We start from the raw sequence: 14,766 nt of genomic DNA, 5'->3' as shown, positions 1-14,766 counted from the left end.
CGTTTAAGAGTATTTAAACTAACAAGGGGTTCACTATGATCACAGTCCATCATCTCAACAAGTCTCGTTCAACGCGCGTATTATGGTTGCTGGAAGAATTGCGACTTCCTTATCAAATTGAGCATCATCAAAGAGATCCCTTAACTCAGCTTGCGCCTGCTAGCCTGGCTAAGATTCATCCACTATCAAAAGCGCCTATTATGGTTGATGGTGATATTACTTTGTGTGAGTCGGCAGCGATTTTAGAATACATCTTAGACCAAGATAAATCAGGTCAGCTTAGGCCCCAGAAACAAAGTAAGTCTTACTACCAATATCTGGAATGGTTGCATTTTGCAGAGGGATCATTGAGCTTACCCGTTATTACTACCTTGTTTATGCAAATGGAAGACAGAGGCGGCAATGCTGCAATGGATGGTTATATTGCGAAAGAGCTAAACCTCGACTTTTCGTACATTGATGAAACTTTGTCGAAGCAAAACTATTTCGCTGGTGATCAGTTTACCGCCGCAGATATCATGATGACCATATCATTAGAAATAGCTGCTAGCTTGAACATACTTGAAGGCCGAGAGAATATCAAAGCTTACTTAAGTCGAGTTCAAGCTCGAGAGGCTTATCAAAAGGCAAGAGCTTTTGGTTAGTGAAGTGCCAGGGGTATTATGTTGGCTAAAATTAAATAAACAATAGCAGATTTTGTAATCTCAAGAATTGGCGGGGGAAGGCAAGGAGGCGTGCTTCATCTGCACAATAAGGGCTAACAATATTCGTTGGCCTCTTTTGTTGATTGAGTTCCGTCTGCCATTTAACAAAAGGAGCATAGCCCTTTATATCTTTGGTATATGATCTAAACTTAAATAACAGATAGTTCATCATCTATATTACATTATTTAAGTACTTTCTATGCATAATCCTTTAGGTAATCTAAAACCTCGTCGTAGGCTGTTTCTCATATTCTTAATCAGCCTCTCTGGCATGTTTATTATTCTTGCGCTTTTCTATTATGGTCTCAATACCAGTTTGATAAATGAGAAAAAGTCTCAGTCAAATCATTTGACGACGGCATCGATCGGCGTTGTGAAATATTATTATCGATTGTTTAAAGAGCAGAAAATGACCGAGTCTGATGCTAAGAGAAAAGCTCTGGATACCATCGAAAACATGACCTTTAGTGGTCAAGGTTACTACTGGATTAATGATGGCAATGGCATTTTACTAATGCACCCTTACACGTCTGAATACGTTGGCACCGATGTCAGAGTGCTAAAAGACATCAACGGCGTTTATATGTTTAGAGAATTCATTCGAGAAGCTAAAGCAGGGGGCGGCTATGTAGAATATTACTGGCCAAAGCCAAACGGCGAAGAAAAGTTTCCGAAGCTATCTTATGTTGGTTATTTTGAACCTTGGGACTGGGTCGTTGGTACGGGACTCTACATCGACGAAATGCAGCAAGATATCCAAAGTTATGCTAATCGGGCGATAGGGGTTGTTGTTTTTTTCGCCTTTTTATTCTTTGTTGCAACTATGTACTTTATGCGGAAGCTGGTAGAAGAGCTAAGAAGCAAAGCGATAAGGGATCCGCTCACATCGCTCTATACTCGACGTTATTTAAATGAGCGGTTGTCGGAGCTGCAATTAAAAATGAAGAGGGAATCAGATGCCCGTCTAGCGGTATTATTTATGGACATCGACCACTTCAAAAACATTAATGACACCTATGGTCACAATAAAGGCGATGCAGTTATCGAAAAAACAGGAAAAGTTATTTTAAGTATGTCTCGACCTGACGATATCTGCGTTCGATACGGTGGCGAAGAGTTTGTCGTTATTGCCGTATCAGAGCATACAGAGGTAGCGGAGTTGCTCGCTGAACGAATACGTCTCTCTTTGAATGGCGTTCAATTTGATGACAACAGTGAGTCTTTTAATGTCACCTTGAGCGTCGGTGTTGCTTACCAAAAAGAAAATGAGGAACTTTCTGATACTATCGAGCGAGCTGACCAAAACTTGTACAAAGCCAAAGAGGAAGGAAGGGATAGAGTAATATGTGACGATGGGACATAATTTGTACGGCTTTGACTTTAGCTAGGATTAAATAAATTAAGATTTCATATACTTATAAATTGAATGAAGAACTTAAGAGTCAATAACGAAAGTAAGGATTAAGCTTTCATACTCCAAAAGAGGTAAAAGTACCATAAACAATGATTGACTCGATATTTCTCCTTTCTTATTATCCCGCAGGATTTTTTACCTACTTTGATAGAAATCATCTAAATGGATGCTGTATTTAAATTGAACAAATTCAAACTTTTTGAAGCCATGTTTTTATAAACATTTTTTGAGCACACTCTTGTTCTTGAGTGTTCGATGTTAATTGGATGAGTGTGGACAAAAAAGAACCTAATGTTGAAAATTTGATTGAAAACTAGGCTAATTTAATGAAATTGGCAGAATTGTAATAGCTTTTGTCCAAGGATTTATAACTCTATAACGAAATAATTGAGTACCATTCCGCCAATTAATAGTCGGAATTTATTGTTAATCAGGATCACCGAATGAGTTGATAAAAGTCGCACTCAGATCTTTTTTATTGTTTTAACCATTTTAATAACCACCACGACGGATTCAATATTAAGAGGATACTTAAATTGAACAGGCTAAATATTCATAGTGTCTTGTTGTTATCTTTTACCTCGCTAATGCTTGTTGGCTGTAATAACGAGGCAGACATCAATGAACAAAAATTAAAATCTCTCCAACCATCCGAGAATGTTGTTTTATTGGATGATGATATGGATGGCGTTCCCAATCATTTTGATCAATGCTTTTCTTCCAATTCTACGAGCGTTGATATCAATGGATGCCACCTCGACGAAGAAGCTAACTTGGGTTCCCAAAATTCAACTTTTGCGATAAGTGAACGGATCTCTACCTCCGGTAGAAATTTGGCTGGCAAAAATTCTTTGCGTTCTACAAGTGTTTATAAAACCGTCAATATGGATGGGAACGACATTCTTGCTGGCACAGCGGGTAGAGATGTTTTAGTTTCTGGTGGTGGTGCTGATGAATTGTCGGCTGCAGAAGGCGATGACATTTTAATCGGCGGAAGCGGAAATGATACCTACATTATTGGACCAAACAGTGGCTCAGATGTCATTGTCGATGTGGATGGTAGCAACACGCTTTATTTCGTTGATGGCATCAGTTTCAATGATGTTGCAAGTGGTTTAACAAAGTCAGGGGATGATTTGGTTCTGGTGTTGGCCGGTGGTCCTAACCAGATTCGTGTAGAGAAGTTTTTTGCTCTTGCAAACACCATTGATAAGTTGGAGTTTCAATCCGGTGGTTCAATTACGGCGGCACAACTTTATGGGGCTTTTGGTTTAGCGGCCCCAACAGCTACGGAACTCAGTCGAGATATTATTGGTGGCACAAACCAGGCCGATACTGTTTTGGGTACCGCATTACCCAACATTTTATTAGCTGGTCAAGATAATGACACTTTAGCGGGCGGTGAGGGAAATGACTATTTAGTCGGTGGCGATGGTAATGACACTTATCAAATCGGTGCACAAAGTGGTCTGGATGTCATTGTTGATGGAGAAGGGAACAACACGCTTCATTTTGTTGATGGTATTGGATTCAACGATGTCGCCAGCGGATTGTCAAAGTCTGGCAATGATTTAATCCTCAACATAGGTACGGGCGAGCACAAAGTTCGTCTGATTGGTTTTTTCAGCCTCACTCAAGTTATCAATACCATTACTTTTGAAACCGGTGGCCAGATAACCGCTTCACAATTGTATGGTGTATTTGGTGTTTCTGCGCCTACCAATAATTTGCCAGTCTTCGACCAGGTGAACAATGGCGACAACTCTAATCCTCCGGCTGATGAAGATAACGACGGTGTTGTTGATGACGTCGATTTATGTCCCAATACGCAGGCAAATGACTCGGTTGATGTTAATGGTTGTGGATTAAGTCAAAAAGATTCAGACAATGATGGGGTTAACGATGCTCTTGATCAATGTCCTGCAACGGCGAGTAATGAAACCGTTGATCAAAATGGTTGCCCTGATGAGCAAAGTGGTAGTCAAGACAATGCAAATGGAATTGATCTGTCAGGTAACGACACATTAGTCGGTACGAGTAGTCGAGACTTTTTGGTGGCAGGAGCAGGTTCCGACCAATTATCGGGTTTAGAAAGCCACGACATTATGTTAGGTGGTAATGATCAAGACACCTATATTATCGGTTCAAACAGCGGAACCGATTTAATCATTGATGTATCGGGACAGAACATCATTCGTTTTATCGATGGCATTAGTTTTAACGATATCGCCAGCGGCTTAACTCGCTCTGGTAACAACTTGATTTTAAGAATTGGAAGTACAGGCAACGAAGTACAGGTCGAAAACTTCTTCACAGTTAGTAATACCATCGAAACCATTGAGTTTGAAACGGGTGGTTCTATTTCTGCAGCCCAACTGTTTGGTGCTTTTGGTGTTGCAGCGCCTACGGCTTCTGCAAACAGTGCAGATGTCATTATCGGTTCAGGTGAAATCGACACTCTAACAGGCTCAACTAACGCAAATATCTTAATCGCAGGTCAAGGTGATGATACTCTAGAAGGCAAAGCGGGAGATGATTATTTAGTCGGTGGTCCAGGTAAAGATACTTACATCATCGGCGCTTCGAATGGAGTTGATCTGATTATTGATGGCGAAGGGGATAATGTAATCCACTTCATCGACGGAGTGACTTTTAATGACGTGGCGAGCGGATTAGGAAAAGTCGGTGACGACCTCGTACTAACGGTCGGCGGAAGTGCTCACAAAATAAAAGTAAATCAATTTTTTAAAGCGTCTCACAGTGTAGCTAAAATAACATTTGCTACCGGCGGAGAGCTATCAGCCGCGCAAATTTTTGCGGCATTTGGTTTATCGCAACCCAGCGAAAACTATGCAATCAATGATCTTTTAACCGGCGTTGCGGCAGAAGATACCGACAATGATGGTGTGCCTGATGCATTAGACTCATGCCCATCAACGCCAGCTGGAATGGCTGTGAATGCAAGTGGATGTGCGGATTCTCAGTTGGATGATGACAATGACGGTGTGTTTAACGATGCGGATCAATGCCCAAATACTTCTTCAGGAGCCAACGTTAATGCGAATGGCTGTGCCGAGTCACAATTAGATAGTGATAACGACGGCGTTAACAATGCATTAGACCAATGTCCTAATACGGTGGCGGGTGCAACCGTCAACGCTAATGGCTGTGCCGACGCACAAGTAGATAGCGACAACGATGGTGTGAATGATGCTTTAGATCAATGTCCGAATACTGCTTCTGGTGCGACGGTTAATGCTAATGGTTGCGCCGACGCTCAACTTGATAATGATAACGACGGTGTTAACAATGCGTTGGATCAGTGTCCTAATACTGAAGCTGGAGCCACCGTTAATGTAAGTGGTTGTGCCGAGTCACAACTAGATAGTGATAATGACGGTGTTAACAATGCGTTAGACCAGTGTCCGAATACTGCGTCAGGAGCGACAGTTAATGCCAATGGCTGTGCCGAGTCTCAACTGGATAATGATAACGACGGCGTTAACAACGTTTTGGATCAGTGCCCCAACACGGAAGCAGGAGCGACCGTTAATGCGAACGGTTGTGCTGAATCACAACTAGATAGTGATAATGATGGTGTTAACAATGCGCTGGATCAATGTCCTAATACCGAAGCTGGAGCGACGGTTAACGCCAATGGCTGTGCCGAGTCTCAACTAGATGATGATAACGATGGTGTTAATAACGTTTTGGATCAGTGTCCGAATACAGAGGCTGGTGCGACCGTTAATGCGAACGGTTGTGCTGAATCACAACTAGATAGTGATAATGACGGTGTTAACAATGCACTGGATCAATGTCCTAATACCGATGCTGGAGCGACTGTTAATGGCAATGGTTGTGCTGAGTCACAATTAGATGATGATAACGATGGTGTTAATAACCCATTGGATCAGTGTCCAAATACCGAGGCCGGTGCAATCGTTAATACTAATGGTTGCGCTGAATCTCAACTGGACGATGATAACGATGGCGTTAATAACGCGTTAGATCAGTGCCCCAATACTCAGGCGAGTGCCACCGTTAATGCTAACGGCTGTTCAGAATCTCAGTTGAACGAAGATTACGATAATGACGGTGTTATCAATCGTGACGATCAATGCCCATCGACAGAAGAGGGAGCAACCGTTAACGAAAATGGTTGTGCGGCGTCTCAACTTGATACTGATAATGACGGTGTTACCGACAATTTAGACCAATGTGCAAGTACATCCGCAGGTGCTGTTGTGGATACCAATGGTTGTGCTGAAGCCCAAAGAGATGATGATAACGATGGTGTATTAAACGGTATTGACCAATGTCCAGATACCGCAGAAGGAGCGACCATTGATGTAAACGGTTGTGCGGAGTCTCAAATAACCGATGGCATGCGTTACAAAAGTTCTTTGCTTCCAAAAACAGGTGCGGACGTATCTTACTCTACGTTAGATGATGCTGATTTAAACTGGGGACAAGACCGACACTATGTAAGAAGCAATACCTTCGATACGGTTACCGATACCAAAACAGGATTGGTTTGGTTGGATAATCTTGAAACTAAGGAATCTAACTATACCTGGACAGCCGCTCGAGATTACTGTTTAGCATTAGATTACGCGGACAGAGATGATTGGCGATTACCGACGGCGTTAGAACTTTTATACTTGCTTGATCTAAGCTCAAGTCATTCTAGAGACATTCCTAAAATTGATGGAGCCTTTGCCAATGCCACCGACAATTATTACTGGGCCAATAAAAAAGATAGGATCTCAGGTGTCGATTACGGTGATGTTGTTCATTTTGATTTAGGAACGAGAGGCCAACGAAAAACGAGTTTAGAAGCAGCTCCTCGATGTGTCAGTGGTACACAAAAATCTGAAGCTGAGTACTTTAGAGAAAGCCCTATTTATTCTCAAGCCAATACGGTGACAGATACTGTCAACCGAATCATGTGGCAAGATGATATTGTCGTAAAAACGAATGAGTTTACATTTGCAGAAGCTTTAAATTATTGTGAGAGCTTAGAGTTAGATGGTTCGACGGATTGGCGACTGCCTAACATCAACGAGTTGCACTCAACGTATAACAATATTATTTCAACCAGTAATCCTACATTTAAGAACCGTCCTCCACGTACGGGTAGTTCATACCCTTATCTGTGGAGTTCGACTACTTCGCCTTATGACACTGACAGTGCCTATGTTTTATGGGTGTCTCCTGGTAATGCTCACAGCTACTATAATCGCAAAACCAGCTCATGGGGAGATACTAAGAACTTTGTTCGCTGTGTAAGGGATTATAGCTATCCAGTTTCAGTGCCAGGTGGTGATAGAAGTGCAACAGTCGGAGATACCATTTCTTTTGATGGTGGTGCCAGTTATGATCCAGATGGAACGGTCGTACAGTATCGTTGGTACGATCCTGACAGTATCAGTATAATATTTGGGACTGTGACTTATTCAACGGTTTATAGCGGTGAGCAAACATTCGAAAGCAATAGTTTCCCTGTTGGTTCGAATAACGTTGAGTTGGCTGTTACCGATAACAACGGACTGGTATCGCGTCAAAGTTTTGTGGTAACCATTGTCGACCGTGACAATGAAGCACCTGTTGCGAACTCACAAGCCATTAATACTAATGAAGACGAAAGTGTCTTGATCACATTGGTTGCTACGGATGGTGATACTGATCCTCTGAATTACGAAATCACTGAGCAGCCTCAAAGTGGTGCCGTGAGTTTGAGTGATAACAAAGCAACTTACACTCCTAACGAAAACTTCTCTGGAACAGATAGCTTTAAGTTTAAAGTGAACGACGGTTCAGCAGATTCAAACATTGCCACCGTAACGATTAATGTGGCCTCTGTTAACGATGCACCTCCAGTTGCTAATGCAGGTGGTAATAAAGAGATTACACTGGGAGGCGTCGTTCATTTTGATGCTTCGGAGAGTTACGACGAGGAGGGGATTGTTTCTTACCAATGGTCGCTAGATGGTAGCGTGCTAAGTACAGAGAAAACTTTTTCTAAAAGTGATTTTGGTGTTGGCCAACATCAAGTGACTCTTGCTGTGACTGATACTGATGGAGCCGAAGCAACGGATGAGATAACCGTTAGTGTAAGCTATCCATTCGAGCAATGTACTGTTGAAGCTATTGAAGACGATTCTGAGTTTGTTGATTCTTATCCGTCAGAAGATATTAGCTGGATTGGCCTCAACATGACGGATGTTAAAGAAATCGAAAGAGCCTTTAACCATGCTCGTGCGATTGATAACTCTGTTTTCAAATTCTTAAAGATGCCGACTCAGTCCATCTGGAATAGCTGGTCTCTGCAACAAAAAGGGTTATACCTTACTAATAGTGAGCGAGAAGCTCGCGGATTAAAACCCTATGAAGGCGTGAGCCCTGATGTGGTTCAGGTGACGCAAAATTACGCAGACTATATTCGTTTAAACAACGAAATTATTTCTCATACTCGTAGCAGTGATGGAGCTTCGCCTGCCGATCGTCTTAATGAAAACTCTACCATTAAAGGCAATCATGAAGCGGGTATCAAAGCAGAAAACCTATATGGTGGTTTTGATTACGCCGAAACACCTGATCCTACTACCGCACTTATTGATGCTATTTACCGTTGGACTTATGCCGATAAATACCCCTATGCAGGAAAAGCCTGGGGACACCGAGATCTTATTTTACAACCAGGATTGAAAGAAAACTCTGGCAACAGTCATGCAGAAGGGTTGATTGGATTTGGTGTTTCTACAGGAGCGTATGATCCAAGTGGTTCTAATCCTTCTAGTTTGGGTGTCGTTGTTTCACTCAATGTCATTGATCCTATTGATACATGGAGCCATAGCAATTCCGAGTTGGTGGATACCAGCACGGCACACCAATGCAACAGCTCTACAGTAATCAATGTCGATACAACTGGCATCGATGTTAATCAGCTTAAAGCGGTTAGCATCAGTCCATCTAACATTGTGCTGAATGTAGGCGACTCTGAACCACTGGCTGTGACAGGATTGTTCGCTGATGGTACAAAAAGAGACTTAACAAGCACCGCTAGCTTTGTTCCTGACGCTTTGTCTGTGGTTAATGTTGATTCTGGTGTGGTAACGGCGTTAAAACTGGGTTATGCCTCAATATCAACTCAAATTAACGGTATTAAATCAAACCGAGTATTTGTGACCGTTGGTGAGCCTACCGATATCAGCAACTTAGCCGGTACATTTGCAGAAGACTTTTTAGAATACATTCCTGACAATGGAACCATTGCTCAGTATGATCCTAAAGCCTTTGGTTTGTTTACTGGTTTGGTAAAAGACAAACACAGCAATCCACTTGAAGGCGTTAAAGTGGCTTTCCATAGTAATCCTGAGTATGGAAGTGTTTTAACCGACAGCAATGGTCGCTTTGTAATCGCTGGCCATGCGGGTAAACGTGCACTGGTATACAACAAAGAAGGTTATTTAACCATCCATCGTGAGATTGTTGCTGCGAGCAATGCTTGGAACACACTTGATGATGTCGTCTTACTTGAAGTGGACACCAAGCTCACGGCGATTGATTTAAATTCCAACACTCCACAGGTGCATCGTTCAACGGTTATTACCGATGCGTTCGGTTCTCGTTCTGCGACCATTGTGTTTAATGGAATCTCATCAGCAACCATTGAGTCACGAGATGGTTCTACTCGAACGATTGAAGATTTCTTTGTTCGTGCTACCGAGTATGAGTTGCCAGAGTCCATGCCTGGAGAGCTTCCTCATGAATCTGCTTTTACTTATTGTTCTGAGTTAGAGATCCCTGGCGTTGGCGATGACGAAACCGTTACTTTCGACAAACCGGTCACTATGTACGTGGACAATTTCCTTAACTTTAGAGTGGGAGAAATTGTTCCAATTGGTTACTACGACAGAAATGCGACTGACTGGAAAGCTTCTGATAACGGAGTCGTCGTTAAGTTGTTAGATAGTAACAACGATGGTTTAGTGGATGGCCTTGATTACACGGGCGATGACATTGCTGATGACATTAATAAAAACGGCAGCACCACTGACGAAGTGATTGGAATCGAAAACTTTACACCAGGTGATACCTACTGGCGTGGAAGCTTTAACCACTTTACTCCATGGGACTACAACTGGCCCTGGGCACCAGGTGCTGGCTCAACATCAGCAGGATTCCCTTATGGAAATACCAACGGTGAAAATCCTAACAATAATGAAAATGCCTGTGTTAGTTCTTACATCAATCTCAAGCCTCAAGCGCTGCATGAAGACATTGAGATTACGGGAACGGACTTAACGCTACATTACTCAAGCCAAAGAACCGATGCTTATCATCATAAAATCGAAGCAAAGGTCAGCGGCGATACTATTTCGTCTACCTTGATCGAAATGATCGCAGTGCTTGAAATTGGCGGTCATCGTTTCGAGCAAAAGTTTGCACCACAAACCAATAAAGACGTTGAGTTCATGTGGGATGGTCGTGATGCTAAGGGCAATGTATTACGTGGATCGATTCCAGGTCGAATTCGTATCGGCTATCGATACCCCTTGGAGTACATGAGTGCTGGTAATGCCGCTGACCGAAGTCAGGCATTAGATGAGTTCGCGAATGCTTGGGCGCAAGTAGGTTCTGAAGTAACTGCTGTTAGAGGTCGACAAGACTTTATCACCTGGACTGATCAAAAGATTAACGTGTTTGGTGCGCCAGAGAGTCATATCGCAGAAGGTTGGTCTGTCTCTAACCATCACACTTTGGCTCAAACGGACAATCAAAGTCGAACCAAACTGGTATATCGCGGTGACGGCGACAGTGAATATGTTGTGACAATGGCAAATGTTCTTAATACCGGAATCACACACAGTATTGTTACAGGTGACGACGGTTACTATCAGGATGATGGAAAAGACATTGACTATGTTGTTGATGCCGACGGCGTATTGATTGATAAGGTAACAGGGCTTGAGTGGCAGTATATCAGTGACAAGCCTGCTGCCTTCACAAGAATGGTTGAAGCTTCAGCCTATTGCCGAGCGTTAAACATCGGAGATACCAGCACTTTTGAATGGCGTTTACCAACGGCAAAAGAGCGAGCATATACCATTGATAAATCGAATACTCAAAAGGGTGCTCGTATTTACCAAACTGATGCTCTCAGTCATTGGACGAGCAGCACTAGTAATGAAGATGAAGAACTGCTTCCTGTTGTTTGTGTTAAAGGTCAAACCATCGATTCATTATATGTTGAAGGTTTGAAGCGTGACGATGTAGCAGAGGTAGTGACGGACGAACAAAATGGATTAATGTGGCAGGATACTGCGGCGAATGCATCGAATCTGTTTAATTGGACTGGTGCCATCAATTATTGTGAGTCATTAACACATGCTGGCTTTGATGATTGGCGCTTACCCAACGTCAATGAACTGCTGTATACATTGCCTAATAGCGTGTTTGTAAATCAAACAACGCTAGATTCGCCGGACCCATGGTTCCCGAATGTTGACTTTAGAAAACCTTACTGGAGCTCAACGATTAATGTTGAAGATGAAAGCCAGGCATGGGCGGTAGAAAGTTTAAGTTACGCTTATCCTGGTTATGCTCATAGCGACACCTACAATGTTCGTTGTGTTCGAGATGACTTGGCAAGTGCAAGCTCTCCTTATGTCTTCGATCAAGATGGCAAGCATATCAAAACCATTGATGTTGCTAGCGGTGTTACCTTAACGACATTTAATTATGACGATCAGGGACGCTTAATCTTTATGACCGACCGTTTTAACAATAAGGTCACTATTCATCGTGATGCAGAAGGTAAGGCGACTTCTATAGAATCGCCTGACGGATATATCACGACATTGGTTGTTGATGTTAACAACGACTTGGGCTCGGCTAAATATGCCGATGGAAACGCGTATATCTTTACCTACGACAACCACTTAATGACGCAAGAGCTGGATAAGGCAAATCACTTATTTACTCGTGAGTTTGATGTCCATGGCCGAATTAAGCAGAGTGAAGACCCTGAAGGTGGTATATGGAGCTTCTACAACATTAAAGATGATTTCTCTAAAATCGTGGAGTATGGCTACTCTACTGCTGAATCAAGCCGTTACTTCTCTAAAGAAAGTCAGCTTTCTGAAGGAGATACTCAAGTATTGACAACTTACAAAGATAAAACAGAAGTCAGTATTGTTCGGAATAAGGAGAAGTTGAGAGAAACGTATGTTGATCAAGGGGTCACCACGATTATCGATATGGCTATCGATCCAAAAACAAAACTCGAAATCCCAAAAACTGTTTCAACAAAATTGCCAAGCGGTTTAGAGAGTGTCACTCAAATAAGTAAAAGCTATGGGCTGAATGGGCAGGTATCCAAGAAGTTATCTGTTGAAGTCAATACAAATGGTAACTTGTTCGAGATTTCTGATGATTTTACAACTGGAGAGAGAACATCGAAGTCCGCCGAAGGTCGAGTGGTAGTAGAACAATTTAACCCTATCAACAGACTTTTAGAAAGCGAACAAGTTTCAGGGTTTCATGCTACCGAGTATGGATATGATAGTAGAGGACGTTTAGTTGCAAGCACGACTGGCGATCGTACCACCACTTTCTTGTATGATGATAATAAAAGTAAGGGCAGTGTAACTTCTATCATCAACGCAATGAATCAGGAAACTTCTTTTGATTACGATGAGCTGGGGCGACTGGTTAAAACAACTTTCCATGATGGTTCCGAAATAAGTCAGGACTACGACGCGAATGGGAACTTAGCGTCTATTCAACCTCCTGGACAACCTGTGCATCGATTTAACTATAACAGTGTTGGAAGAGAAACTCAGTATACTCCACCTATCGTAGACGGGGTCACTATTCCAGAAACTACTTATGAGTATGATAAAGATCGCAAACTTACGAGGATTTTACGTCCAGACGGTTCTCAACTGCTTTATAGATATAAAGCCAATACAGAGCTACTTGGCTCGATGGAAATCCCTCGAGGTATTTTTGAATATAAATACAACTCACATGGTAATCTTACTAACATAGCAACTCCTGAAGGAAATGAGCTAATTATTGGTTATGATGGCGATTTATTAACACAGGAAACTTGGTCGGGTGATGTTGTTGGAGATGTGTCTCTTATTTACAACAATAACTTCCTAATCAGTGAACAGTGCGTTAACTCTACCCATTGCGTTAGTCTCAGTTATGACAAAGATAACTTATTAACTGGTGTGGGAGAGTTATCATTTACTCGAGAAGTACAAAGGCTAGGTCTACAAAAAGGCTCTTCTCTGGGTAATATTCATACATCCCAAAACTATACTAATTATGGCGAAGTTTCTGACTTTTCAGCTAAGTATAATGATGAAGAACTATACAAAGTATATTACTCATTTGATAAGCTCGGTCGAATCTCTAATAAGACTGAAACGATTTTTGGAGTTACTTCAGAAAGTGAGTACAGCTATGACGATGTAGGCCGATTAAAAGCTGTCAATAAGGATAATCAGTTAACTAGTTACTCCTATGACAATAATGGTAATCGATTAAGCCGAGTCACGGGAAGCTCTACCTACTCTGGGCAATACGACGAGCAAGACAGAGTTAAAAGTTATGCTGACTATACTTATAGTTACACTAAGAATGGAGAAGTATTACAAAAAACGAATACTTCATCAGACGAAGTTACTAACTATCGATATGATGTATTAGGAAACTTGCTAAGTGTTGAAATATCGGATGGTTCTAATACTGATTTATATGAGTATATAGTAGATGGTGCCAATCGCAGGATCGGCAAGAAGATAAATGGAGTCACAGTACAAAAGTTTATCTATGCAAATGAACTAAACCCGATAGCAGAACTTGATGCTGATAATAAAGTCGTATCTCGTTATGTTTACGGAGAAAAAGTCAATGTACCAGAATTCATCATTAAGAATGGTGCCACCTATAGAGTGATATCTGACCATTTAGGGAGCCCAAGGTTAGTGGTAAATTCACAAACTGGAGTAGTCGTCCAGCGATTGGATTATGATGAATTTGGGAATCTGATTGCTGATTCAAATCCTGGATTCCAACCGTTTGGTTTTGCTGGTGGTATCTATGACCACCACACAAAACTAGTACGTTTTGGCGCCAGAGACTATGATCCATTTATCGGTCGTTGGATGGCTAAAGACCCCATTCTTTTTGAAGGCCAGGATGTTAATCTATATAAATATATATTCTCGGACCCTGTTAATCTAATTGATCCGACTGGTGAGGCTGGACCTTTAGGTTTTGTAATAGGGGCTGCTCTAGATTTTGGTATCCAGATGCTGATGAATGGTGGTGATATTACAAAAGTTGATTTTGGTGATGTTATTGTTAGCGGCGTCATTGGTGCGGTTGCTCCCTCGATGTTAGTGACTGGAAAAAACTTGAGAAATCTTAAGAAGCGCCATGATCAAATCAACAAAAGAATGTCCGAAGCTACAAAGCAGAAGTACATTCGAAAGTTGAAAAGTAAAAATAAGAAAGTAAGAGATCAGGCTATAGCTGAACTAAAAACAGCCGGATTATGGCAGTTTATGAAGAAGTTATTTAAAGAACTTTTTGATTATTATCCTTGCGAATAGTGTTAAGCTGTAG

The 14,766-nt window shown here is 41.8% G+C and carries 3 protein-coding genes; all 3 read left to right on the top strand.

Annotated elements, in window-relative coordinates; genetic code table 11:
- The first annotated feature begins 35 nt into the window (after positions 1–35).
- The 3 genes from NH399_RS02990 (at position 36) to NH399_RS02970 (ending at position 14,753) form a co-directional block, all read left to right on the top strand.
- Positions 36–644 carry a glutathione S-transferase family protein gene (locus NH399_RS02990; RefSeq protein ID WP_253036941.1) on the top strand — a complete coding sequence of 203 codons (609 nt, stop codon included), beginning with the start codon at positions 36–38 and terminating at the stop codon, positions 642–644.
- 259 nt (positions 645–903) lie between these two features.
- Complete coding sequence (locus NH399_RS02985; RefSeq protein WP_253036940.1) at positions 904–2,067, top strand: diguanylate cyclase; 1,164 nt, start codon at positions 904–906, stop codon at positions 2,065–2,067.
- A gap of 587 nt (positions 2,068–2,654) precedes the next feature.
- The gene (locus tag NH399_RS02970) at positions 2,655–14,753 is read left to right on the top strand and encodes a DUF1566 domain-containing protein (protein ID WP_305885084.1); all 12,099 of its coding nucleotides are present in this window, start codon (positions 2,655–2,657) and stop codon (positions 14,751–14,753) included.
- The last annotated feature ends 13 nt before the right edge of the window (positions 14,754–14,766 follow it).

The organism is Pleionea sp. CnH1-48 (assembly GCF_024124665.1).
In the GTDB taxonomy this organism is placed as follows: domain Bacteria; phylum Pseudomonadota; class Gammaproteobacteria; order Enterobacterales; family Kangiellaceae; genus JAMXSB01.
The sequence above is the reverse complement of the archived record's forward strand: the minus strand, read 5'-3'. Positions and strand labels throughout refer to the sequence as shown.

Excerpts from the sequence above, each read along its gene's own strand:
- NH399_RS02985 (WP_253036940.1), top strand. The coding sequence starts at position 904 with ATGCATAATCCTTTAGGTAATCTAAAACCTCGTCGTAGGCTGTTTCTC.
- NH399_RS02990 (WP_253036941.1), top strand. The coding sequence starts at position 36 with ATGATCACAGTCCATCATCTCAACAAGTCTCGTTCAACGCGCGTATTA.